This window comes from Kitasatospora sp. NPDC057595 (assembly GCF_042800875.1).
In the GTDB taxonomy this organism is placed as follows: Bacteria; Actinomycetota; Actinomycetes; order Streptomycetales; family Streptomycetaceae; genus Kitasatospora.
Genome location: NZ_JBHVGL010000003.1, coordinates 61,249 through 85,373 on the forward strand (window position 1 = coordinate 61,249; position 24,125 = coordinate 85,373).

21 protein-coding genes are annotated in these 24,125 nt (G+C 74.5%); 12 read left to right on the plus strand and 9 right to left on the minus strand.

Annotated elements, in window-relative coordinates:
* Positions 1-99 precede the first annotated feature (99 nt).
* Positions 100-276: a hypothetical protein gene (locus ACFU9E_RS06525; RefSeq protein ID WP_380687651.1), complete on the plus strand. Its 177-nt coding sequence runs from the start codon at positions 100-102 to the stop codon at positions 274-276.
* Positions 277-479: 203 nt separating this feature from the next.
* On the opposite strand, the gene ACFU9E_RS06530 is transcribed toward ACFU9E_RS06525, so the two are convergent.
* Positions 480-1,316, minus strand: coding sequence for a class I SAM-dependent methyltransferase (locus ACFU9E_RS06530; RefSeq protein ID WP_380687653.1), 837 nt, complete (start codon positions 1,314-1,316; stop codon positions 480-482).
* 123 nt (positions 1,317-1,439) lie between these two features.
* Positions 1,440-2,333, minus strand: coding sequence for a spermidine synthase (locus ACFU9E_RS06535; RefSeq protein ID WP_380687655.1), 894 nt, complete (start codon positions 2,331-2,333; stop codon positions 1,440-1,442).
* A 106-nt stretch (positions 2,334-2,439) separates the two neighbouring features.
* On the opposite strand from ACFU9E_RS06535, the gene ACFU9E_RS06540 reads away from it, so the two are divergent.
* The gene (locus tag ACFU9E_RS06540) at positions 2,440-3,399 is read left to right on the plus strand and encodes an alpha/beta hydrolase (RefSeq protein ID WP_380687658.1); all 960 of its coding nucleotides are present in this window, start codon (positions 2,440-2,442) and stop codon (positions 3,397-3,399) included.
* Between the two features lie 150 nt (positions 3,400-3,549).
* Positions 3,550-4,983 carry a selenium-binding protein SBP56-related protein gene (locus tag ACFU9E_RS06545; protein WP_380687660.1) on the plus strand — a complete coding sequence of 478 codons (1,434 nt, stop codon included), beginning with the start codon at positions 3,550-3,552 and terminating at the stop codon, positions 4,981-4,983.
* Between the two features lie 48 nt (positions 4,984-5,031).
* On the opposite strand, the gene ACFU9E_RS06550 is transcribed toward ACFU9E_RS06545, so the two are convergent.
* From ACFU9E_RS06550 to ACFU9E_RS06565, 4 genes are all read right to left on the minus strand, one after another.
* Positions 5,032-6,345, minus strand: coding sequence for a globin domain-containing protein (locus ACFU9E_RS06550; RefSeq protein ID WP_380687662.1), 1,314 nt, complete (start codon positions 6,343-6,345; stop codon positions 5,032-5,034).
* 364 nt (positions 6,346-6,709) lie between these two features.
* The gene (locus tag ACFU9E_RS06555) at positions 6,710-7,264 is read right to left on the minus strand and encodes a DUF6114 domain-containing protein (protein ID WP_380689608.1); all 555 of its coding nucleotides are present in this window, start codon (positions 7,262-7,264) and stop codon (positions 6,710-6,712) included.
* Between the two features lie 2 nt (positions 7,265-7,266).
* Positions 7,267-7,920, minus strand: a complete 654-nt coding sequence (locus ACFU9E_RS06560; protein ID WP_380689610.1) for a DUF6230 family protein — start codon at positions 7,918-7,920, stop codon at positions 7,267-7,269.
* A 232-nt stretch (positions 7,921-8,152) separates the two neighbouring features.
* Positions 8,153-8,863, minus strand: coding sequence for a TetR/AcrR family transcriptional regulator (locus ACFU9E_RS06565; RefSeq protein ID WP_380689612.1), 711 nt, complete (start codon positions 8,861-8,863; stop codon positions 8,153-8,155).
* Between the two features lie 476 nt (positions 8,864-9,339).
* Here ACFU9E_RS06565 and ACFU9E_RS06570 point away from each other — a divergent pair, with 476 nt between their 5' ends.
* The 5 genes from ACFU9E_RS06570 to ACFU9E_RS06590 all read left to right on the plus strand — a co-directional run bounded on the left by ACFU9E_RS06570 (position 9,340) and on the right by ACFU9E_RS06590 (position 14,302).
* Positions 9,340-10,032, plus strand: coding sequence for a Tat pathway signal sequence domain protein (locus ACFU9E_RS06570; RefSeq protein ID WP_380689614.1), 693 nt, complete (start codon positions 9,340-9,342; stop codon positions 10,030-10,032).
* Between the two features lie 164 nt (positions 10,033-10,196).
* Positions 10,197-11,069: an AAA family ATPase gene (locus tag ACFU9E_RS06575; protein WP_380683737.1), complete on the plus strand. Its 873-nt coding sequence runs from the start codon at positions 10,197-10,199 to the stop codon at positions 11,067-11,069.
* Positions 11,066-12,634, plus strand: a complete 1,569-nt coding sequence (locus tag ACFU9E_RS06580; RefSeq protein WP_380683736.1) for a VWA domain-containing protein — start codon at positions 11,066-11,068, stop codon at positions 12,632-12,634. Before ACFU9E_RS06575 ends, ACFU9E_RS06580 begins: the two co-directional genes overlap by 4 nt.
* Positions 12,635-12,702: 68 nt before the next feature.
* Complete coding sequence (locus ACFU9E_RS06585; RefSeq protein ID WP_380683735.1) at positions 12,703-13,185, plus strand: hypothetical protein; 483 nt, start codon at positions 12,703-12,705, stop codon at positions 13,183-13,185.
* A 217-nt stretch (positions 13,186-13,402) separates the two neighbouring features.
* Positions 13,403-14,302, plus strand: a complete 900-nt coding sequence (locus ACFU9E_RS06590) for an aminoglycoside phosphotransferase family protein (RefSeq protein WP_380683734.1) — start codon at positions 13,403-13,405, stop codon at positions 14,300-14,302.
* Between the two features lie 33 nt (positions 14,303-14,335).
* Here the strand turns inward: ACFU9E_RS06590 and ACFU9E_RS06595 are convergent, their stop codons facing one another.
* The 3 genes from ACFU9E_RS06595 to ACFU9E_RS06605 all read right to left on the minus strand — a co-directional run bounded on the left by ACFU9E_RS06595 (position 14,336) and on the right by ACFU9E_RS06605 (position 16,960).
* Positions 14,336-15,331: an alpha/beta fold hydrolase gene (locus tag ACFU9E_RS06595; protein ID WP_380683733.1), complete on the minus strand. Its 996-nt coding sequence runs from the start codon at positions 15,329-15,331 to the stop codon at positions 14,336-14,338.
* 95 nt (positions 15,332-15,426) lie between these two features.
* A complete protein-coding gene (locus ACFU9E_RS06600) occupies positions 15,427-15,645 on the minus strand; it encodes a hypothetical protein (RefSeq protein WP_380683732.1) in 219 nt (72 codons plus the stop codon).
* Between the two features lie 10 nt (positions 15,646-15,655).
* A complete protein-coding gene (locus tag ACFU9E_RS06605; RefSeq protein WP_380683731.1) occupies positions 15,656-16,960 on the minus strand; it encodes an MFS transporter in 1,305 nt (434 codons plus the stop codon).
* Between the two features lie 265 nt (positions 16,961-17,225).
* Between ACFU9E_RS06605 and ACFU9E_RS06610 the strand changes: the two genes are divergently transcribed.
* The 4 genes from ACFU9E_RS06610 to ACFU9E_RS06625 all read left to right on the plus strand — a co-directional run bounded on the left by ACFU9E_RS06610 (position 17,226) and on the right by ACFU9E_RS06625 (position 24,087).
* The gene (locus tag ACFU9E_RS06610; RefSeq protein WP_380683730.1) at positions 17,226-18,710 is read left to right on the plus strand and encodes a D-alanyl-D-alanine carboxypeptidase family protein; all 1,485 of its coding nucleotides are present in this window, start codon (positions 17,226-17,228) and stop codon (positions 18,708-18,710) included.
* 33 nt (positions 18,711-18,743) lie between these two features.
* Positions 18,744-19,187 carry a PPOX class F420-dependent oxidoreductase gene (locus tag ACFU9E_RS06615; RefSeq protein ID WP_380683729.1) on the plus strand — a complete coding sequence of 148 codons (444 nt, stop codon included), beginning with the start codon at positions 18,744-18,746 and terminating at the stop codon, positions 19,185-19,187.
* A gap of 316 nt (positions 19,188-19,503) precedes the next feature.
* A complete protein-coding gene (locus ACFU9E_RS06620) occupies positions 19,504-21,801 on the plus strand; it encodes a lamin tail domain-containing protein (protein WP_380683728.1) in 2,298 nt (765 codons plus the stop codon).
* A gap of 201 nt (positions 21,802-22,002) precedes the next feature.
* On the plus strand, positions 22,003-24,087 hold the full coding sequence (locus tag ACFU9E_RS06625; protein WP_380683738.1) for a TerD family protein: 2,085 nt from the start codon (positions 22,003-22,005) through the stop codon (positions 24,085-24,087).
* Positions 24,088-24,125: the final 38 nt, after the last annotated feature.

Below are 24,125 nucleotides of genomic sequence, written 5' to 3' on the forward strand. Positions count from 1 at the left end.
GCCACCCCCTACCGCCCCCCCCCCCCCCCCCCGCCCGCCCCCCCCGGCCCCCCCCCCCCGCGCGCCCGGCCCGCCCCGTCCACCACAGTGAGGACCGACATGAACCGGTACCGAGCGCTCTCCAACACCTGCTTCGCCACGGCCCTGACCGTGGCCGTCATCGCCGTGGCCGGCTCGTTCCTGTCCGGGCGAGCGTACGGGGCTCCCGGATTCTGGACCGCCACCGGTTTCGCGCTCGTCGCATGGGGCGCCGAGCGCCGTGCGAACCGATCCTGACGGGGTGGCCGGACAGGGAGCGCCTCTGCACCTCGTGGCGTTTCCCGCATCCTGGCGAGAGGCCCATTTTCATGTGACGGCCGGGATTGGCCCGGCCGTTGGTTCCGTGCAGGGCCACCGTCCCAGAGCGAACGTGCACAATCTCCTGAACTCCGGCCGGCCGGAAGCCGCGATGCTCCACCGGGGTGGGGGCTCCTGCTCGTCTATGCCGGTTCGGGGCCTTCGGCGAAGTTCAGGACCGTGACCGAGGGGCGGTGGGCGGCCAGCCAGGGGGCGGTCAGGGCCAGGGGCAGGAGGGCGCCGAGGAGACCGCGTCCGCCCGTCGGTCGGACGTCGCGGACGGCCGTCACCGCCGGGCTCGCGGTGCGGAGCTTGTCGCGTTCGCCGGCGTCCATCGCCCAGGGCATGGCCGGCACCTGGTAGGCGGCGGTACGCATCTTCCCGCTCATGGTGAGCCGTGCGAACCAGCGCGGTACGGCGTCCACGACCATGGAGCCGCCTGGGAACCGGTCCGCGCAGCCCGCGATCAGGGCTTTCACCTGGGCCGGGGGGAGGTACATGCACAGGCCCTGCGTAGTGACCAGGACCGCACGGTCGTGGTCCACCTCGTCGGCCCACCGCAGGTCGGTGGCGTCGGCGGCCAGATAGCGCCGCCGCGGGCCGGGCGGGAGGAGGCGCTCGCGCAGGGCCACCATCTCGGGGAGGTCCACGGTGAGCCAGTGGGCGCGGCCGTTGTCGACGCGCCAGTACTGCGTCTCCAGGCCCTCGCCCAGGCAGACCACCGTGCCGCGTGGCTCCCGGGCCAGGAAGTCCGCCACTTCACGGTCGAAGCAGGCCACCCGCAGCGCCTGGAACTGGGACTGGGAGCCGCTCGTGCCGAACCGCTCGGCGAACGGGTAGTCGATCCGCTCGACCAGGTCCACCGCCTTCGGGTCACGGAGCACGGCATCGGGCCGGCGGGCTTCGACGGCACGCTGCCAGAGCGTCCACAGCGCCGTCTCGGGCACCGCCGACAGCTCCGGCCGCTCCACGCTGCTCATCTCTCGCTCGCTTCCTCGGACGTGGCGGGCGTCCCCCGCGCGGACCCGCCGATTCTGACACCGGGGGCCGTGCGGACGGCGGTGCGCACGGTTCGGCGCGCCGGGACGCCCGGGGCCCGTCGCTCAGCCGACGCTGAAGGCGCCGTCCGGTGGCGGCGGGGAGTCGGTGGCGGTGGCGTCGGTGACCGGCGCGGTACGGGCGGTGAAGGCCGCGAGGTCGGCGCCCTCGGTGAGCCGGGCCGGGAAGACGTCCCCGGCGAGGCGACGGCCGAGGTCCGCGACCGGCAGCGGGGCGGCCGAGCCGACCAGCAGGATGTTGCCGTACCGGCGCCCGCGCAGCACCGGCGCCTCGGCGATCAGGCAGACCTGCGGGAAGACGGCGCGCAGCGTCGCCGCCTGGGCGCGGGCGAAGGCGAGCGGCGGGCCGTCGGCGAGGTTCGCGGCGTAGCAGCCGCCTGGGCGCAGCACGGCCGCCGCCGACCGCAGGAACTCCACCGAGGTGAGGTGTCCGGGGGTGCGCGACCCGTGGAAGACGTCGGCGACGACGAGGTCCAGCGAGCCGGGAGCGGCCTGCGCGGCGGCCGCGAGCGCGGCGCGGGCGTCCCCCACCTCGGCGGTGATGTCGACGCCGGGCCCCTGCCACGGCAGGTGCTGCTCGACCAGGGCGAGCAGCGGGCCGTCCACCTCCACCACGCGCTGGCGCGAGCCGGGCCGGGTGGCGGCCAGGTAGCGGGGCACGGTCAGCGCGCCGCCGCCCAGGTGGAGGGCGTGCAGCGGGCGGCCGGGCTCGGCGAGCACGTCGACGAGGTGGCCGAGGCGCCGGGTGTACTCGAACTCCAGGTGGGTCGGGTCACCGAGGTCGACGTAGGACTGCGGGGTGTCGTCGAGGGTCAGCAGCCAGCCGCCGTCGTGGTCGATGTCGGGGAGGAGCTTCGCCTGCCCGAGGTCGGTGCGCCGCGCCACCGGCAGGGGTTCGCCGGCCGGGGACGGGGTGGGTGGTTCGGGCATCTCGGGCATGTCCGCAGCATAGGCGCCCGGCCCGAGTCGCCGTCACGCCGGAGGCTACCGGCCGGTATCGTCGTGCTACCCCGAGATTCCGAGCAGAGAGTGGGTGCCCGTGGCCATGGAGTTCCGCGAAGACATCCTCGGCGCCCCCTACGAGGCCGCCGAGCTGCCGCTGCGGCCGGACGACGAAGGCGAGGTCTCGGCGACCCTGGTGCGCCGGCTCGTCCCCGGCTCGCAGCAGGCCGTGCTGTACATCCACGGCTACAACGACTACTGGTTCCAGACCCACCTCGCCGACCACTACACCGCGGCCGGCTTCTCCTTCTACGCGCTCGACCTGCGCAAGTACGGGCGCTCGCTGCGCCCGCACCAGTCACCGAACTTCGTGCGCGACCTCGCGACGTACGACGAGGAGCTGGACGAGGCGGTGCGGATCATCCGGCAGCTGGACGGGCACACCCGGCTGCTGGTCAACGGCCACTCCACCGGCGGGCTGATCGCCGCCCTGTGGGCCGGGCGCCGCACCGGGCGGGGCCTGGTCGACGGCCTGTTCCTCAACAGCCCGTTCCTCTCCATGCCGGCCGCACCCGCCGTCCGCACCCTCGGCGCCCCGGCGCTGGACGCGATCGGCCGCCTGGCGCCCACCCGGGTGCTGCCCTCCGCGCTCAACCCGCACTACGTGCACAGCCTGCACCGCGACTTCCGCGGCGAGTGGGACTTCGACCTGAGGCTCAAGCCGGCCGAGGGCGTGCCGCTGTTCGCCGGCTGGCTGGCCGCCGTCCAGCGCGGCCACCGGGAGCTGCGGCGCGGGCTCGGCATCGACGTGCCGGTGCTGCTGATGGCCTCCACCGCGTCCATCTCCACCACCCGCTGGCACGCCGCCCTGCACCACGCGGACGCGGTGCTGCGCGCCGACGACATCGCGGCCGCCGGTCCGCACCTGGGCCGCCATGTGACGATCGTGCGGATCAAGGGCGGCATGCACGACCTCGTGCTGTCCGCGGAGACGGCCCGCACCCGGGTGTTCGCCGAGCTCGACCGCTGGCTCGGGGCGTACTTCCCACTCCCGGTGAGCTGAACCGTCCGCACCGCCGCGGCCGGGCCGGGGGCGCGCCGCCCCCGGCCCCCCACCCGCTCCCCGTGCGCCTGCTGTGCGCCCGCGGGTCTGTGGAAGGCTACCCGGGCCCCTGTCACTTCCCTTGCCGAACAGGCGAGTTGAGGAGCCAGCATGCCGCATGGACACGGCCCGCAGGACGACCGGCACTCCGGCCACAGCGATCCCTCCCTGTACCGCACGCCCGCCGAGGCGATCGCCGCGCCACCGGAGAAGCTCGCCTACGTGGCGGGCTTCGACCGGTCGGCGCAGCGGCCGGACGCGCTGATCACCGTCGACACCGATCCGGAGTCGGCGAGCTACGGGCGTGTACTCAACTTCACCGACATGCCCGGGGTCGGCGACGAGCTGCACCACTTCGGCTGGAACGCCTGTTCCAGCGCGCTCGCGCACGCCGGCCACCACGACGCCGAGCGGCGCTACCTGCTGCTGCCGGGCCTGCGCTCCTCACGGCTGCACGTCCTGGACACCCGGCCGGACCCGGTGCGCCCGGCACTGGTGAAGACGGTGACGCCGGAGGAGCTGGCGGCCAGAGCCGGCTACTCGCGCCCGCACACCCTGCACTGCGGACCGGACGGCGTCTTCCTGTCCTGCCTGGGCGCGGCGGCCGGCGGCGACGGCCCCGGCGGGGTCGCGCTGCTCGACCACACCACCTTCGACGTGCTGCGCCCCTGGGAGACCGAGCGCGGCCCGCAGAACTTCGCCTACGACGTGTGGTGGCACCTGGGCACCAACGTGGGGGTCACCAGTGAGTGGGGCACGCCGTGGATGGTCGAGGACGGCGTGGTGCCGGAGCTGCTGCTGGGCCGCAAGTACGGGCACGCGCTGCACTTCTGGGAGCTGGACTCCGGGCGGCACCTGCAGCGGATCGACCTGGGCGACCAGTACCAGATGGTGCTGGAGCTGCGCCCGGCCCACGACCCGCAGGCCGAGTGGGGGTTCGCGGGGGTGGTCACCAACGTCGAGGACCTCTCGGCCTCGGTCTGGCTCTGGTACCGGGACGGCGAGGCGTTCACCGCGCGCAAGGTGATCGAGATCCCCGCCGAGCCGGCCAAGGCCGAGGACCTGCCGCCGGTCCTGCAGCCGTTCGGCGCGGTGCCGCCGCTGGTCACGGACATCAACCTGTCGGTCGACGACCGCTGGCTGTACGTCTCCGCCTGGGGCACGGGCGAGCTGCTGCAGTACGACGTTTCGGACCCGTTCCATCCACGCCTGACCGCCTCCGTGCGGCTCGGCGGGGTGACCGCCCGCACGCCCCACCCGGCCGAGCCGGACCGCCCGTTGAGCGGCGCGCCACAGATGGTCGAGATCAGCCGGGACGGTCGGCGGGTGTACCTCACCAACTCGCTGTACGGGTCCTGGGACGACCAGTTCTACCCGGACGGCATCGAGCCGTGGATCGTCAAGCTGGACGCCGACCCGGAGCAGGGCGGGCTCACCGTGGATCTGCGGTTCTTCCCGCACGGCGAGGAGTTCCGCGGGCTGCGGGTGCACCAGACGCACCTGGCGGGCGGGGACGCCTCCTCGGACTCCTACTGCTACCGGTAGGTCGCGGCCGCGGCCGGCGGGTTCCGGGGTGTCGGCCCGGCGGCGCACTCAGAGGCGGCTGAGCACCGGGTCGTGGTGGATCCGGGTGGACGGCAGGCCGGAGGCGACCAGCCGGGTGCGGACCTCGTCGACCAGGCCCGCCGGGCCGCTGACGCAGGCCAGGTGCTGGGACCAGTCACCGGCCCGGCTGACCGCCTCGGCCAGCCGGCCGCCCGGGCCCGCGGGGCCGTCGGCGGCGTCGTCGGCGACCGGGACCAGCTCCAACCAGGGCTTGCGGCCGCCGAGTTCGGCGAGGGCCGGCCAGTCGTAGAGGTCGGCCCTGGCCCGGGCCCCGACGAACAGGTGGACCCGGCGACCGCGTGGGCGGTGCTCCACCAGCTCCTCGACGATCGCCTTCATCGGGGCGAGCCCGGTGCCTCCGGCGACCAGCAGGAGGTCCCGGGTGTCGTCCTGCGGCATCAGCGTGCCGCGCGGCGGGCCGAGCCGCAGCCGGTCGCCGACCGCGGTGTGCTCGACCAGCGCCGCGCTCACCCCGCCCGGCCCGGTACGGCGGACGTGGAACTCCAGCTCGTTGTCGGCGCGCGGCGCGTTGCCCATCGAGTACTGCCGCCAGGTGTGCGGCAGCGCCGGGTGCTCGACGCTCCCGTACTGCCCGGCCCGGTACGGGTACGGCTCGCCGGTGCGCACCCGCAGCACGGCGAGGTCGGCGCGGCGGCGCTCATGGCCGACCACCGTGGCGTGCCAGTACGGGGGCTCGGTGAGCGCCGACTCCGCGCCCGCCACCATCGACCGGACGGCGAAGCGCAGCATCCGCACCCAGGCGTCCTCCAGTTCGACGCTCCACCCCGCGCCGGCCCGGTACCGGAGCGCCTCGCAGAGCGCCTCCTCGAAGGCCTCGTAGTGGACCGGACGGACGCCCAGCTTGCGGTGGTCGCGGCCGAGCTGGGCGAGCGTGGCGGAGAGCCGGTCGGGGTCGTGCAGGTGCTCGATCAGGTACTCGAACATCCGCTCCAGATGGACCTGCTGGAACTCCATGGACTCCGGGAACAGCGCGCGCAGGAAGGGGCGGCGGCGGAACATGAACCTGTAGAGGTGGTCGATCAGATCGGCGAACGGGGTGACCAGACCGAGGCTGCCGAGAATCAGCCGCTGGTCGGCCGCGCCGTCCTGGCCCCTGGCGTACCCGTCGGCATCCTGGCCGGCCACGGGACGGGGGCCGCCGTCGGGCGCGCCGCCCGGGCCGGCCGGCGATGCGGCGAAGGACGGCGCCGGCGCCAGGATCTGCCGGCGCAGGCGCATGGCGTGGTGGCGCGCGATCAACCGGTCGTACTCGGTGGTGCCGATGGTGGTGTCCAGGTCCATGGAAGCGAAGCCTAATCACCTGTCAGACACCGTCCCGACGACGGTTGTTCACCGTCCGGACAGCCGACGGCCCGGCTTCGGGCAGGGGGTGGCCAAACCGTGGACAGGCCCAGTAAACGGCCCCGTGCGGCGCTCCGGACAGGGCCGGTGGTCCCTGGTCGACCGGGACCACCGGACCGGGTCGCGCCCCATGAAGAGGACCACCGGCCTGTCGACGAACCGGCAGGTGGCACGGCGCCCCGTCCCCGGCGCTCTCCCATCGCCGGGGACGGGGCCCTCTCTTTCGGATCACGCTGGGCGCGGAAGCGGGCCGGTCGCGGCGGCGCCGGACGCGGGGTCTGCGTCGGCGCCGGCCGCGACCGCCTCAGACGCCGGCCGGGTCTGCGGCCTTCCGACCGCCCTGGCCCCGGCGCAGCAGGCGGCGGCGCGGGGGCTGGTCGGGGAGCCAGCCGAAGGTGAGGCAGCTGCCGATCACGCCGCACAGCATGCCGATCAGGAAGCCCCCCAGGTTGGAGGTGAGCCAGCTGCCGAGCGACGCCAGCACGGCGAGGACCGAGTAGAACAGCCGCTGGGCCGGGTTGAACAGGACCAGCAGGCCGCAGAGGACCATCACCGTCGGAACGAGGTAGCCGGACAGCCCCTGGAGCCCGATGTGCAGGACGACGGGCAGCGGGGCGCGCAGGGTGAAGAGGATCTCCGCGCCGCCGAACAGGATCAGCACTCCGCCCCAGAACGGCCGCCGGCCCCGCCAGCCGCGCCAGGCGGGGCGGGTCCGGGCGGCGGTGGCCGGCGCGGCCTGGCCCTCGCCCGCGGCCCGGGCCAGTGGCTCGGGCCGGCCCTGTGGCTCGGCCTGGGCCAGTGGCTCGGGCACGGGCGTCGACTCGGGCACGGCCGCGGGCGTCGGCTCGGGTTCGGCCACCGTCAGCAGCCCTCGGAGCTGAAGCTCAGCCGCAGGTTGGGCAGTTTGAAGGCGCCGGCGGTGGTGGCGTAGTTGTGCTGCCGCAGGTTCTTGATCTTGACGGTGTCGGCCTGCTGCCCGAAGACGCCGGGCAGGCCCTTGACGCCGGCCTTGGTGAAGGTGCTCGCGTCGCCGCCGATCTCGATGTTGGTGAACTCGGCGTCGCCGGTGAGCAGGTCGGAGTCGGTGGTGAGGTCGGTGGCGGTCACCGGTGTCCCGGCGTCACCGGCCTTGATCAGCAGGTTGATGCCGCCGAGTTCGACGCTCTGGCAGAGCTTGGTCAGCGAGGCCTCCTTGATCGCGGAGACCGCGACCAGCACCTGCCCGCCGGTGTCCCCGGCGTTGGGGCTGTTCTCGATCATGCGGTCCAGGCTGCCGAACTGCTCGAATCCCTTGCCGTCCAGGCTGTCGGCGGTGACGGTGAACGCCATGCCGGAGATCTCGAACTGGGCGGCGAGCACGCCCTGCGCGGTCAGGGTCATCAGCACGGCGCCGGCCGCGACGGCCGGCACGGCCATCAGCGCGGTGCGCTTCAGCCGGACCCGGCCTCTGCGCTGCGCGGGCGCCGCCGCGGTGGTGCTCTCGGTGGTCGGGGCTGCGTCCTCGGACGTGGCCATGTGTGCTCCCTCGGGTGGTGGGGACGGGCAGTCACTGGCACGTTGCCCTGGCGCGGACAGCGTTCTGCGGCACGACCGGGAGGGACCGCCCCTCGGCAGCGGGGCGGACCGGTCGGGCCGCAATGGGTAACTGGGAAGCTACTGCCCGGTATTGAGGAGGTCAATACGGGTGCACGAAGGATCATCGTCCGCTTCTCCCGCCCGGTGGCCCGCCCTCACCGAGAGACCGGCCCTACGGCATGACCTCCAGCTCCAGGCGGCGCGCCGCCTCGGCCGGTCCGAGGAAAGGGGCCAGGCAGAAAAGGCTCAAGGTCGGCAGCAGGTCCGGGAGTTCGGTGGTGCGACCGGCGCCGATGCGGCGCTGCAGGGCGCAGTAGACGCCGCCGACCACCGCGTCGACCATCGCCTCCGCCGCCACCCCGGCCGGGAGTTCGGGCACCTCGGCGAAGAACGCCCGGAACCGGGTGAGGAGTTGATCGCGCTCCCGGCGCCCGGCCGGGCCGACCGCGTCCAACTCGATCACCGCCATGGTCGCGAAGGCCGGCACCCCGGCCAGCAGCCCGAGCATCGCCCGCAGCGACTCGCGGATCCCGGTGCACCAGTCCGGCGCCGCCGCGAAGGCCGCCGCCATCCGCCGGACCACCACCCCGGTGCCGTAGCGGTGGGCGGCCAGGAAGGCGTCCTCCTTGCCGGTGAACAGCTCGTAGAAGACCGGCCTGGTCACCCCGGCCGCGCGGCAGATGTCGCTGACCGTGGCACGCTGGTAGCCGTGTTGCGCCACGGTGAGCACCAGACCGTCGAGCAGCCGCTCGCGCTGGGTCGCGGCGACCACCCCCGGGGGCAACCGGCTCGGGCCGCGCTTGATCGACCGGGCCGGGTCGCGACCGGGGCGCGCGCCGGGCAGCAGGGCGGTTTCGGCGTTCCGACGGGATTCCGGTCTCATCCGCCAACTCCTGTGCTTCTTCTTGACACTGACGCGACGTCCGGTTTACAACACTGGCGGGTTTCCAATTCGCGGCGGACGCCGCCGGAAGCCCGCACGCGTTCCGACTGCTCAGTATGGCGAACGCATGCCCGGCGGTGGCAGCCGCCGACGTGCACCCTGCACCGAACGCACCTTCCCGCCCCACCCTCGCTCCATCCGCGCACCATCCCGCCGTACTCAGCCGTACTCGACCGCGGCCGGCCCAGGCCGGCCGTGAGCGGTCGATCCGGGCCGTGCCGTACCCGCCGCACAGCGTCGTGCCGCCGGTACCGCCGCCCGTACGGGCGGGCCCGTGGCGCCGGGCCCGCCGAGTCGCCGTCCGCGGCTCCCCACCCCGCACCACCCCGTCGCGGTCACGCCGCGGCCGACGCCGCCGCGCGCACCCCCGCCGACCGCACGGCCCCCACCCGAATCGCCCGGAGAGGCACACCCTCATGCGCATCCGCCGTACCCTCGGAACCGCAGCCCTCGCCGCCGCCGCGATGCTGGCCGCCGGCACCGTCGCCCCCGCCCAGGCCGCCCCCGCCCAGGCCGCCGCCGTCGCCGTGCTCACCCACACCGCGCTCGCCGGACCGAACGTCTCCGTCGGCGACGTGCTGACCGCCGACCTGGTGGGCGGCACCACCGCCAACTTCTTCTCCAGCGCCACCGGAACGAGCGGCATCAAGTGCGCCACCTCCTCGTTCTCCGCGACCGTGCTCAGCAACCCGACCGCCCCGGGCACCGCCACCGAGGCGCTCAACACCCAGACCTTCGGCAACTGCACCTCGAACGTGATCGGCGTGACCGGGGTGAAGAGCATCACCGTCAACAACCTCGCCTACACCAACTCGGTCAGCGACGCCGCGGGCTTCCCGGTCTGGCTCAGCACGGGCTCCGGCGGCGGCCCGGTGCAGACCACCGTGGTGCTGAACACCATCCTCGGCCCCATCACCTGCGTCTACCAGAGCGCCGGCGGCCTCAACGGCACCACCAACAACGTCGGCCAGACCATCGGCTTCGCCAGCCAGGCGCTGCCGAAGTCCTCCGGCCCGAGCACCTGCTTCGCGACCGGCTACTTCACCGCCACCTACGGCCCGGTCCGCGACATCTCGGTGCCGGGGAACCCGGTCGTCTTCGTCAACTGACGACCCTGCGGCGCCGGTGACAACACCCGGCCGGCGGCCCCGTGCCGCCGGCCGGGTTCCGGCCGCGCCGGGCACGGCCGCGTCCGAGGACGACCGGGACAGCGAAGTGACCCACCGGTAGGGTGCTGCCCACGGACACCGGACGACGGGGATGTGGGGCACGCATGGGCGCCGAGGGCACGCGGTTCTTCGAGTCGGTGGCCGACACGGCCGCCCGGCTGGCCGAGGCGGGCTACCTCGCCTCCACCGAGCTGGCGACCACCGTCTTCCTCGCCGACCGGCTCGGCAAGCCGCTGCTCGTCGAGGGACCGGCCGGCGTGGGCAAGACCGAACTGGCGAAGGCCGTCGCCGCCACCGGCCGCGCCCGACTCGTCCGGCTCCAGTGCTACGAGGGCATCGACGAGGCCCGCGCCCTCTACGAATGGAACCACGCCAAGCAGTTGCTGCGGATCACCGCCGGACGCGACCAGGGCTGGGACGCGGCCCGCACCGACATCTTCGGCGAGGAGTTCCTGCTCACCCGGCCGCTGCTGACCGCCATCCGCGGCGACGAGCCGACCGTGCTGCTCATCGACGAGATGGACAAGGCCGACGTCGAGGTCGAGGCCCTGTTGCTGGAAGTGCTCAGCGACTTCCAGGTCACCGTGCCCGAGCTGGGCACCATCACGGCGAGCCGCCGCCCGTTCGTCCTGCTCACCTCCAATGCCACCCGGGAGCTGTCCGAGGCGCTGCGCCGTCGCTGCCTGTTCCTCCACCTCGGCTACCCGGAGGCGGAGCTGGAGCGCCGGATCGTCCGGCAGCGGGTCCCCGGCCTGGACGCGGCGCTGGCCGAGTCACTGGTCCGGGTGGTCGGCGCGCTGCGGGCGATGGAGCTGCGCAAGGCCCCCTCGGTGGCCGAAACGGTCGACTGGGCCCGCACGCTGCTCGCCCTCGGCGCCGACACCCTCGACGAGACGGTCGTGCGCGCCACCCTCGGCGTGGTCCTCAAGCACCAGGACGACGTGCTGAAGGCCGCACGGAAGCTCACCCTCGCATGACCGTCCCCGCGCAGGCCGGCGACGGCGCCGCGTCGGCTCCCGACGCGGTCGACCTCGCCGACCCTGCCGACCCCGGCGACCTCGACGCCCCTGCCGACCTCGCCGCCCGGCTGACCGGCTTCGTGCGCGCGCTGCGCACCCACGGCCTGCGGATCGGTCCCGCCGAGACGGTCGACGCCGCCGCCGTCCTGGACGTCCTCGGCCTCGCCGACCGCGAGCAGGTCAGGGCCGGGCTGGCCGCCGCCCTGCTCCGCTCGGACGGGCAGCGCGCGGTCTTCGACCCCGCCTTCGACCTCTTCTTCCCGCTCGGCGTCGGCGATCCGGAGGCCGTCCGCCGGGCCGCCGCCCCGGCCCCGGCCGACCCGACGGCCCCGGTCCCGACGGCCCCGGTCCCGACGGCCCCGGTCCCGGCGTCCCCGGCCCCCGCGACCCCGGACCCCGGCGCGCTGCGCGAGGACCTCAGGGAGCGGATCGCGGCCGCCCTCGCCGCCGACGACCGGGCAGCCCAGGCCCGGCTCGCGGGCGAGGCGGTGGCCGCGTTCGGCCGGTACGGCACCGCCGGCGGCTCCGGCCGGCCCGGCGGTGACGGCTGGTCGGCCCACCAGGCCCTCGGCCGGCTCGCCCCCGAGACCCTGCTGGCGAGGGTGCTGGCGGCGCTGCGCGCGGGTGCCGACGGCACCGGCGGTCTCGACGACCACCTCCTCCCGGACGAGATCCGCCGCCGCATCCAGGACTTCCGCGCCATGGTCGCCACCGAGGCCCGGCGGCGGGCGGCCGAGGTGCGCGGCACCGAGCACGTCGCCGAACGCGCCGTCGCGCCCAGCCTCGACCGGATCGACTTCCTCGCGGCCGGCCGCGACCAGCTCGCCGAACTCAGGCGCACCGTGCACCCGTTGGCCCGGAAGCTGGCCACCCGGCTGGCCGCGCGCCGGCGCCGGGCGGCACGGGGGCACATCGACCTGCGCCGCACCCTGCGCCGCTCGCTGTCCACCGGCGGTGTCCCGCTGCGCCCGGCCCACCGGCTGCGCCGCCCGGCCCGCCCCGAGCTGGTCCTGCTCTGCGACGTGTCCGGCTCGGTGGCGGGCTTCTCCGACTTCACCCTGCTGCTGGTCCAGGCGATGCGCGACCAGTTCAGCAGGATCCGGGTGTTCGCCTTCGTCAACCGCACCGCCGAGGTGACGGACCTGCTCACCCGCGGTGGCGGCGACCCGGCCACCCTGGCCCGGCGGATCCTCACCGAGGCCAAGGTGACGGGCTACCACGGCAACAGCGACTACGGCTCGGCGCTGCGCGAGTTCGCCGACCGCCACCTGGACGCCGTGGGCCCGCGGACCAGCGTGCTGATCCTCGGCGACGCCCGCACCAACCACCGGGATCCCGACCTGCCCGCCCTCGGGCTCATCGCCGCCCGCGCCCACCGGGTCCACTGGCTCAACCCGGAACAGCCCGCGCTCTGGGGCACCGGCGACTCGGCCGCCCCCGCCTACGCCGGGGTGGTCGAGATGCACTGCTGCCGCAACGCCCGCCGGCTGGGCGAGTTCATCGCCCGCCTCCTCCCGGTCTGAGCGCCCGCGTGCCGACCGCAGCCGTCAACCCCTTCGACACGTCCGACGAGTTCGACGAGGGAGCCGCCATGGAGCCCGACGAGGTTCCCGACTGGTTCTGGGCGGCCCTGGAGGCGACCCGACCGCGGCTTTCCGCTCTGGAATCGTGGCTGGAGTCCCGGCCCCGGGAGGTCCTCGAAGCCTTCGCGCTCGCGTTCGAGGCCGCCGCGGACGCGCTGGCCGACTTCGCGGAAGGCGTGCGGGTGGACGGGTTCGGCTGGTCCGAGGACGACACCGAGGACCTGTGCCTGTGGATCGTCGGGCAGGGCCGCGGGCTCTGGGGCTCGGTGCTCACGGGGGAACGGTCGCTGGAGCAGGCCGCGCAGCTGTATCTGGGCCGTGTTCCGCCGCCCGCCGGCCGGCTCGTGCCGTGGGACGAGGAGGTCGCGAACCCGGAGCACCGGGGCTACCAGTCCCCCGGAACCATCGTCCACGGCGTCTACCGCACCCGTTTTGCCGAGGAGCTCGACGAACGGCTCGCCAACGAACCTCCGCGGGTTCACGAAGACTGAAGACGGTTCAGCGTGAGCCCGAGCGCTCGTCGCAGCTGTCTTCAGGGATGGATCCGTGGGTTCAGCGGACATGCCGGCTCGGCTTCCAGAAGCCGGGGCGCGAGGTTCCGTACCGGCTGACGCCGGTGGGAAAATCCGGTCGACAGGCGGGCCCGCGACACACTGTGATGGCCCCGACCGCCCGCCGCACGGGGCGGGCCGAATCCAGGAGCTGCTCTTGGCAACCGAGAGAATCGCGGACACCCGTCCCGCGATCGATGGCGCGCTGGTCAGGCGCCTGGTCGACACGCAGTTCCCGCAGTGGGCCGGGCTGCCCCTGGAGCTGCTCGACCCGGCCGGTTCGGACCATGTGATCCACCGGCTGGGCGAGGAGCTGTCCGTCCGGCTGCCCCGCCATTCCGGGGCCGTCGGGCAGGCCGAGAAGGAGTCCGAGTGGCTGCCCCGGCTCGCCCCGCATCTCCCCCTGGCCGTCCCGGTACCGGTCGGGGTGGGGAAGCCCGACTTCGGCTATCCATGGCCGTGGGCGGTGTCCCGCTGGCTGGACGGCGAGGTGGCGACCGTCGAGGCACTGGCCCATTCGTCCGAGGCCGCCGTCGAACTGGCCGGGTTCCTGATCGCCCTCCAGCAGTTCGAGCCCGAGGAGATCCCGGTCCGGGGCGCCCGCGCGGATCTCACCGTCCGGCCGCTGGTCGCACGGGACCGGGCGACGCGGGCCGCCATCGCGAAGGTCGACGGCGCGTTCGACACCGCGGCCATGACCGAACTGTGGGACGCGGCGCTGAGCGCTCCCAGCTGGGATCGCCCTCCGGTCTGGTTCCACGGTGACTTCCACACCGGCAACCTGCTGACCGTCGACGGCCGCCTGAGCGCGGTCATCGACTTCGGCGGGCTCGGCATCGGCGACCCGGCCTGCGACCTGACGATCGCCTTCACCCTGATGTCGGCCGGGCCCCGGGCCGCCTTCCGCGCCGCGCTCGGCGTGGACGACGCCACCTGGATCCGGGGCCGCGGCTGGGCGCTGGCCACGGCCCTGAACGCCTACACCTCCTACGCCGCCGTCAACCCCCGGGTCGCCGCGCAGACCACCCGCCAGATCACCGAGGCCCTCATCGGCTAGGCAACCGGGACAGCGGCACGCCGCTTCATGGCCTCAGCCGTCCAGGTGCCGCAGGAAGTCCAGCAGCGCGGCGGTGACCTCGGCCGGGCTCTCCTGCTGCGTCCAGTGCCCGACGCCCGGGAGGGTCACGTGCCGGTGCAGCCTGGGCGCCAGGTGCTGCAGCAGCAGGTGCATCGCCTCCTCCGGGATCTGGGAGGTGACCATGTCCCGGTCCCCCTTCACGTAGAGGGCGGGGACCTCCACGGGCAGACCGTGGAGCCCGGCGAGCAGCTCGTTGTTCCGGTCGATGTTGCGGTACCAGTTGAGGCCGCCGGTGAAGGCCCGCTCGCCGTGCTCGGCGTAGTCGGCGACGAAGGCCTCGATGTCCGCCTCGGACAGCCAGTCGGGCAGCTTCTCCGGCTCGACGAGGCCGTCCAGCAGGGTCTGGCCCTCGCCGACCACCCAGGCCTGCGACCCCTCGCCGCGCGGGCCGTCGCCCGAGCCGGTGTGGAACAGCCGGCGGAACGTCGCGTGCGGGTCCCGGAGGAGTTCGGCGTCGGCGACGCCGGGGCGCTGGAAGTAGATCTGGTAGAAGCCGTCGCCGAACCGCTCCCTGGCCTGCTCCAGCGGCGGCAGGCCGAGAGTCGGCAGCGGCGGGACGCTGAGCCCGGCCACCCCGCGCACCAGGTCGGGGCGGAGGGTCGCGGTGGTCCAGGCGACCGGGGCGCCCCAGTCGTGGCCGACCAGCACCGCCCGCTCCTCGCCGAGCGCGCGGATCAGCGCGGTGACGTCGCCGACCAGGTGCAGCAGGGTGTACGCGTCGACCCGCTCGGGCTGCTCGCTGCGGGCGTAGCCGCGCTGGTCGACGGCGACCACCCGGTAGCCGGCCTCGGCGAGCGGCGCGAACTGGTGCCGCCAGGAGTACCAGCTCTCCGGGAAGCCGTGCAGCAGCAGGACCAGCGGCCCCTCCCCCTGCTCGGCGACGTGCAGCCGGACGCCGTTCGCCTCGACGTGACGGTGCGCGATCCGTCCGTACGCCTGTTTGGTCATGCGGGCCTCCTTGTCGACGACTCGTCAACCGTCGAACGGACAACGCCCGACCGTTCGTTCCCTCCCCGGTCCGCCGGGGCCGCCCGGGCCGGGGGTCAGTCGCGGCCGTCGCCCAGACGGTCCAGCAGAGCGGTGCCGAGGGCGAGCAGAACACCCAGCCCGATCATCACGAAGTAGCCCTCCGTCTGGTGGGCGGCGGGAACGAGGTAGCGGACGAAGCCGAACACCCGCAGGCCCCACAGGTGGTCGGCCAGCAGGCCGCTGATCCCGCCGACGACCAGGACGAAGCTCACGAAGCCGAGGAAGTTCTTCATGGCCACGACGTTAGGGAGCCGGGTCCGGGGCGGGATCCGACTTTCGGCGCGACCGGGCTCCACCAAAGTCGCGCGTGCGGAGCGCGGGTACCGACGCCAGCGCCGGGGCGGCGGCGAGGGCGAAGCAGAGCGGCAGCGGCAGGTGGCCGACCAGCAGGCCCACGGTCGCGCCGCCGGCGGCCGACCCGGCGTTGAAGGCGGTGTTCACCCAGGCGCCGGCGCGGGTGCGGGCGTCGGGGGCGACCGCCTCGTCCGCCACCAGGTAGGAGGTGGTGAGGGCGGGTGAGACGAAGAGCCCGGCGAGCGCGACGGCCGCGCCGAGCAGCAGCAGGTTCGGCGCGAGCCCGGCGGCGGCCAGCGCCAGGCCGAGACCGGCCGTGAACAGCGGCAGCCGGACGGCGTTCGGCAGCGGACGGTCCAGCGCTCCGAGCCCGAGGCCGCCGACCGCACTGCCGACCGAGAGCGCGGCCAGCACCCAGCCGACCGCCTCCGGCCGCCCCTGCCGCTCGGCGAAGGCGACCACCATGAGGTCCAGCGCGCCCAGCGCCAGCCCGGTCACGGCCGCCGCGAGCACCGCGCTGCGCAGTGCCCGCCCGCCTCCGAGCCGCCCGGCGCGCCGCCCTCGCCCACCGTCGGTCGCCCCGTCCGCACCGGCCTGCCGGCCCTCCCCGTCGCCGCCCCGGGGGTGCGGCGCCGCGAGCGGCGAGGCGACCAGCAGCAGGGCTCCGGTGAGCAGCAGGGCCGCGCCCGCGACGACGGCGCCGGCGGGGCCGACCAGCGGCAGCAGCAGGCCGACCAGCAGCGGTCCGCTGACGAAGAGCAGTTCCTCGGCGACACCGTCGAGGCTGAAGGCGCGGCGGAGCAGGTCCGGGTCGGGCAGCAGCCGGCGCCAGAGCGTGCGCATCACCGGGCCGAGCGGCGGGGTGCAGGCACCCGCGGCGACGACCAGCGCGGCGAGCGCCGCCGGTGCCGTGCCGGGCCGCGCGGTGGCGGCCACGGCGAGCAGCAGCGCACTGTACAGCGCGGCCATCGGCGGCAGCGCCCGCCGGGGGCCGTAGCGGTCGACCAGTGCGGCCCTGACCGGGGAGAGGAGGACGCTGGCGAGGCCGAACAGGGCCATCGCCGCGCCCGCGGCGGAGTAGGAGCCGGTGGCGTCGCGGACGGCGAGCAGCAGGGCGAGCGGGACCACGCCGTAGGACAGGCGGCCGAGCAGCGCCGCGCCGAAGGTGCGGCCGGCGTGCGGGGCGCGGAGCACGGCGCGGTAGCCGGGGCGTGCGGAGCGGGCGCGCGAAGGCGCGGAGGCGGAGGAGGGCATGGGAACGTTCCTCGGTGAGAACCGGGCGGCGGGCGGGGAACGCCCGGCGGCGCGCCGGAGGTGTGCGGGGACACCGGAGGACCGCGCCGACGGCAGTGCGGTCGGGGCGCGGTCGCGACGGGGTCGGCTACACACAGGGAACGAACATGGCCCGTACCGTACCAGCCCGGTCCGACCGAGCGGGGCCCGAGGACCGGGCGGCGGGCGGGGCCCGGACGGAGCAGCGGGCCGGGCGGGGCGGCGGTCGTCCGGGTACGTTCGCCGTGTGCAGCAGAGGCCACCCCATGTCAGCAGGCGCGCCCTGGCCGGGAGACCGGCGGCGGCCGGTGCGGTCGCGGCGCTGCTCCTCGCGGCCGGCGCACCCGCCGCCGCCACGGCGGCTCCCTCCCCCGCCCCCGCTCCCGCAGGCGTTCCCCGTGCGGCGCGGGACGCGGCGTCGGTGATCGGCGGCGAGCGGCTGGGGCGCCCGACCGTCCAGCTGGCGCCCCGCCCCGGGGCTCCGGAGCTGCCCGCCGGGCTGACCGGACGCTCCTGGCTGGTCGCCGACGCCGCGACCGGCGAGGTGTTGGCTGCGCGCGACGCGCACCTCCCGCTGCCGCCCGCCAGCACACTCAAGATGCTGTTCGCGGACACCGTGATGCCCAAGTTCGACCGCTCGTTGGAGCACCGGGTGACCTCGGCCGAGCTGGCCGGGGTGGGGGCGGGCAGCAGCCTGGTCGGGATCAAGGAGAACCTGTCCTACCGGGTCGAGGACCTCTGGCGCGGGGTCTTCCTCGCCTCCGGCAACGACGCCGTGCACGTCCTCTCGCACATGAACGGCGGGCTGGCGCACACGGTCGCGCAGATGCAGGAGCGGGCGATCGCCCTGCAGGCCCGGGACACCAGGGTGGTCTCCCCGGACGGCTACGACCAGGACGGCCAGGTCTCCTCGGCGTACGACCTGACGCTGTTCGCCCGGGCCGGGCTGCGCAACCCGGACTTCCGCGCCTACTGCGCGACCCGCACCGCGCTGTTCCCCGGCGGGCTCGATCTGACGACCGGGCAGCGGACCGCCTTCGACATCGCCAACACCGACCGGCTGCTGGGCAAGTACCCCGGACTGATCGGGGTGAAGAACGGTTACACCACCAACGCGGGCGCCACCTTCACCGGCGCGGCCGAACGCGGCGGCCGGACGCTGCTGGTGACCGTGATGCACCCGGAGCAGCAGTCCAAGGTGTACGACGAGGCGGCGGCACTGCTGGACTGGGGCTTCGCGGCGGCCGGGAAGGTCGAACCGGTCGGCACCCTGGTGGACGAGGAGCAGGAGGCCGGCGCGTCCGCCCCGGCCGTGGCGCCCGAGGAGCCGGCCACCGCGGTGCTGCCGCAGGCCGTCCGGGCGGCCGATCACGCGCTGGGCCCGGCCGGGTGGACGGCGGCGGTCCTCTGCGGTGCGCTGGCGCTCTGGGCGGCGGCCCGGATCCGCGTCCGCCGGCGGCCGCACGCGCGGACCGCCGGGGCCGTCCGGCCCCCGGTGCCGCTCGGCGCTCCCGTCGTACCCCCGCGCCCGCCGTACGCCCCGCACGTCACCGCCGCCCGGTACGGCACCGCCCCCCGGCGCGGCGCCGCCGACCGGCTCGGTGCCACCGCGGTCGGCGGGTCCACGGCGGTGGGCGTCGGCGGCCGTCGGCGACTGGCCCGCCGGGCCCGGACCCTGGCCCGCTCGGCCCGCGCCCGGCTCACCTCGGGCGGCGCCCGGCGGCCGTCATGAGCGGGCCCCGGCCCGCGCCCTAGAATGCCCGGCATGAGCGCCGCCACCCCTCACCCCGACCCGCACCGGCAGAAGCGGCTCGAACGCCTCGTCAGCCTCTCCGCCGGGAGCTATCTGCTGGTCACCACCTTCAAGAAGGACGGCACCGCCGTACCGACGCCGGTGTGGGTGGTGCGCGACGGCGAGGCGCTCGGCATCTGGACCGTCGCCGACTCCTGGAAGGTCAAGCGGATCCGCAACCGCCCGGACGTCCTGGTCGGCCCCTGCGACGTGCGCGGCAATCCGACCGGCGAGTCCGTCCCGGCCTCCGCCGAGATCCTCGGGCCCGAGCGCACCGCCGCCTACCGGACGCTGCTGCGGCAGAAGTACGGCCTGGTCGGTGTTGTCACCCTGCTCGGCAGCCGGCTGCGGCGCGGCGAGCGCGGCACGGTCGGCGTCCGGCTCACCCTCACCGACGACGGGCCCGCCGAGGGCTGACCCACCGAGAGCCGATCCGCCGGCCACCGAAGGCCGATCCGCCGACCCGTGACGGCCGCGGGCGCCGTTCGCACCCGTCGCTCCGGGCACACTCACCACACCCGCCCCGTCCGGTACATGTCAGTCAAAACGTTCTTCCGTTGTACGCCTGGCCGTCCGCCAGAGCGCGCGGTATGGCAACGGTGACGCTGCTACAACACACAGCGCCCCACCAACATCCGTTCGCGCGTCAGGAGGACGCCCCATGCGGCGAACCGATCGAGTCCGGCTCCGTGCACTGGCGGTGGCATCGGCCGCCGCCGTCGTGGGAGCACTCATGGCCCTGCCGGCCGGCACCGCGAACGCGGTGTCGCCGGACATCGTGATCAGCCAGGTGTACGGCGGCGGCGGCAACTCCGGTGCCCCGTACGCCAATGACTTCATCGAGCTGTACAACCGCGGCACCGCGCCGGTCTCGGTCACCGGCTGGACCGTCCAGTACGCCTCGGCCGCCGGCTCGTCCTGGGCGAAGACCACGCTGTCGGGCACCATAGCCCCCGGCAAGTACTACCTGGTGCAGGAGGCGGCCGGCGCCGGGACCGGGGCCGCGCTGCCGGCGCCCGACGCCACCGGGACGATCGCCATGGGCGCCAACGCCGGCAAGGTCGCGCTGGTCACCAACGCCACCGCGCTGACCTGTTCCACCGGCTGCGCCACCCAGGCCGGGGTGAGGGACTTCGTCGGCTACGGCACGACCGCGAGCTCGGCCGAGGGCTCGCCGACCGGCAACCTCGCCAACGCCACCGCCGCGCTGCGGGTGGGCGGAGGCGCCACCGACACCGACAACAACGCGGCCGACTTCGCCGTCACCGCGCCCACCCCGCGCAACTCCTCCTCCACCGGCGGCGGGACGGGCGGCGGCACCCGCATCCACGACATCCAGGGCGCCGCCCGCACCTCCCCGCTGGCCGGCCAGGCGGTCAGCGCCGTCCCCGGTGTCGTCACGGCGGTCGGCCCGAGCGGCTACTGGTTCCAGGACCCGCAGCCCGACGCCGACCCGGCCACCAGCGAGGCGGTCTACGTCTACACCGCGGGCGCGCCCGGCGTGGCCGTCGGCGACTCGGTCAAGGTCGGCGGCACGGTGAGCGAGTTCCGCCCGGGCGGCACCGGCGGCACCACCAACCTCACCGTCACCGAGCTCACCGCGCCCACCACCAGCGTGCTCGCGCACAACGTCGCGCTGCCCGCCGCCACCGTGGTCGGCGCGGGCGGCCGGATCCCGCCCGCCTCGGTGATCTCCAGCGTCACCACGGGCGACGTCGAGACCGCCGGCGGCTTCCAGCCGGCCACCGACGGCCTGGACTTCTGGGAGTCCCTGGAGGGCATGCGGGTCCAGCTGAACAACGCCGCCGTGGTCGGCCCGACCAGCTCCTTCGGCGAGATCCCGGTCGTCCCGCAGGGCTCGACCACCCGCACCAACCGCGGCGGCATCCTGCTGCAGGCCACCGACGGCAACCCCGAGCGGGTGCTGCTGGACGACGTGCTCGCCCCGACGCCGGCCGCCAACGTGGGCGACACCCTCTCCGGCGCCACCGTCGGCGTGCTCGACTACTCCTTCGGCAACTTCAAGCTGCTGGTCACCGCGACCCCGACGGTCGCCTCCGGCGGCCTGACGGCCGAGACCACCGCCGCCCCGGCCGCCGGCGAGCTCGCCACGGCGACCTTCAACGTCGAGAACCTCGCCCCGAGCGACCCGCAGAGCAAGTTCGACGGCCTCGCCGCGGCCGTCGTCAACAACCTCCGCTCGCCCGACCTGGTCGCCCTGGAGGAGATCCAGGACAACTCCGGCGCGACCGACGACGGCGTGGTCGCCGCCGACCAGACCGTGGCCAAGCTGGTCGCCGCGATCAGCGCGGCCGGCGGCCCGGCCTACTCGTACCGTCAGATCAACCCGGTGAACGACCAGGACGGCGGCCAGCCCGGCGGCAACATCCGCCAGGTCTTCCTCTACCGCACCGATCGCGGCCTGAGCTTCACCGACCGCCCCGGCGCCGGCTCCACCACGGCCGACTCGGTCGTCAACAACGCCGGTACGCCCGCCCTCGCCTACTCCCCCGGCCGGATCGACCCGACCAACTCGGCGTTCAACTCCAGCCGCAAGCCGCTCGCGGGCGAGTTCCGCTGGAACGGCCGCCCGGTCTTCGTGATCGCCAACCACTTCAACTCCAAGGGCGGCGACCAGCCCCTCTTCGGCCGCTACCAGCAGCCGTCCCGCCCCTCCGAGACCCAGCGGCACGCGCAGGCCACCGTGGTGAAGTCCTTCACCGACCAGATCCTCGCCGTCGACCCGAACGCCGCGGTCATCGTCCTCGGTGACCTCAACGACTTCGAGTTCTCCCAGACCGCCGACCTGCTCACCACGGGCGGCTCGCTGGTCGACCTCCCCCGCACCCTCCCCCTCGCCGAGCGCTACACCTACGTCTACGAGGGCAACTCCCAGGTGCTGGACCACATCCTGATCTCGCCCGCCCTCGCGGCGAAGGCGTACAGCTACGACATCGTCCACCTCAACAGCGAGTTCGCCACCCAGCTGAGCGACCACGACCCGCAGGTCGTCCGCGTCCCGCTGCCGTAGCACCTCCCCCGGTTCCACCGCTCCGCTGCCCCGGCGTCAGCTCCCCGACGCCGGGGCAGCGCCGTACCCCGAGGCCGGAACGGTCCGATTGCCTGCGTACAATCTCATCGCAATCCGATCACACCATCAGGTCACCACACATCGCGGCTGCGCCGGCGCCGACGGCACGGCCCGTTCCTCTGGGGGACATTCGTGCAGGAAATGGTCAAGGGCGCCAACGTCGGACTCGCGACGCTGAGCGAGAGCACCGACGCCGTCACGGTGATCCTGGGGTGGAGCAGCCCCGGGGGCGACGGGGACGCGGACGTCTCGGTGCTCCTCCTGACCGCCGACGGCAAGGTCCGGGGCAACGCCGACTTCTTCTTCTACAACAACCCCACCGCCGAGGACGGCAGCGTCGAGCTGCTCGGCCAGAGCCCGACCGAGACCGGTACCGAGGACCGCATCCAGCTGGACCTCACCACCGTCCCCGCCGACATCGAGCGTCTGGTGATCGCAGCGAGCCGGCCCAACCGCGCGCCCTTCGGTCAACTGGACGACCTCCGGCTCGAACTGGCCGACCTCGGCGGCGAGCGGCTGCTCGGCTTCTCCATCACCGACGCCGACACGGAGAGCGCCTTCGTCTTCGGCGAGATCTACCGCCGCAACGAGGAGTGGAAGTTCCGCGCCGTCGGCCAGGGCTACGACACCGGACTCGCCGGGCTGGCCACCGACTTCGGCATCGAGATCGAGGACGACGAAACCGAGGACGTCGACAACGAGGGCATCGGCACCGAGGACGTCGAGGCGGAGGCCGCGGAGGCGGAAGCCGTCGGGACCGCGGCCGCCGGGAACGAGGCCGCCGGGAACGGGAGCGACGACAGCCGGGCCCACGAGGACCGGGCCGCCCCGATGACCAAGCCGCCGCTGGACACCCCGGCCCCCGCGCCCGACACCGCGCCCGCCCCGGCCACCGAGGACGCCCCCGCCCCCAAGCGCCTGCGCACGGCCAAGAAGAAGGTCACCCTCCCCAAGGCCGCCAAGCCCTCGCTCGCCGAGAACGACACCTGGCGCACCGCCCGCCTCTTCCCGGCCACCTCGCTGAAGAGCGACCGCGAGCGCGAGGTCCGCGCCACCTCCGTCCTGCTCTCCGTGATGGCCCAGGTGCCGGAGTTCGGCCGTCGCCTCACCGCCGCGTTCGGCGCGCCCGCCGGCCGCACCGAGACCTTCACCGAGGTCTCGCTCCCGCACGGGGAGACGCCGAAGCGGCCCGACGGCGTGATCCGCGTCGAGCGCGCCGGGCGGCTCTGGACGGCGCTCGTCGAGAGCAAGACCAACGGCAACCCGCTGAAGACCGAGCAGGTCCAGGACTACATGGACATCGCCGCCCGGCGCGGCTACGAGGCCGTCATCACCGTCTCCAACGACGTGGCCCTCGACGGGAGCCCGCTCGTCCAGGTCAAGATCGACGGCCGGCGCAAGCACAAGGTGCTGCTCGGCCACCTCTCCTGGGCCGAGGTCGCCTACCAGGCGAAGATGCTCATCCGGCACGAGGGCGTGGGCAACCCCGCGCACGCCTGGCTGCTCCAGGAGCTGCTGCACTACCTGCAGCACGAGAACTCGGGCTGCCACGGCTTCCAGAACATGGGCCCGGCCTGGGTCCCGGTCCGCAAGGCCATCGACGAGGAGACCCTCACCACCGGGGACGAGCGCGCCACCCAGGTGGTGGAGAGCTGGGAGCGGCTGATCCGCCAGGTCTGCTTCCAGCTCGGCGGCGAACTCGGCGTCAAGGTGCTGCCGGTCCAGCGGGCCCGGCGCGGCGAGGACGCCGGGGCGCGGCGGGCCGCGCTGGCCGACCGGCTCCGCGAGGACGGCCGGCTGAACGCGGAGATCCGGGTCGAGGGTGCCGCCGGCACCATCGCCATCGCGGCCGACCTGCGGGTCGGCAAGCTGCGGACCTCGACCGAGATCCCGGCCCCCGAGCAGGGCTACCCGCTGAGCTGGGTCAAGCGGCTGGTCCGCCAGCTCGGCGAGGCCCCGGCCGACCTGCACGTCGAGACCCTCACCGACGGCGAGGCGGCCGGTCCCCGCGGCACCCTGGAGAAGCTGCGGCCCGAGCCGGGCGACCTGCTGCCGAAGGACTCCTCGCGGATCACCGGCTTCCGGCTCTCGCTGTCCAAGAGCATGGGCAGCACCCGGGGCAACGCCGAGAGCGGGTTCATCCGCAGTGTGGACGCCGCCGTCGAGCGCTTCCACTCGGGTGTCCTGGTCCACCTCGACCAGCGGACCGGCCGACGGGCGCAGTGAGCCGGTAGGCGGAGGTCCTCGACGGGCCGGGCCGGGGC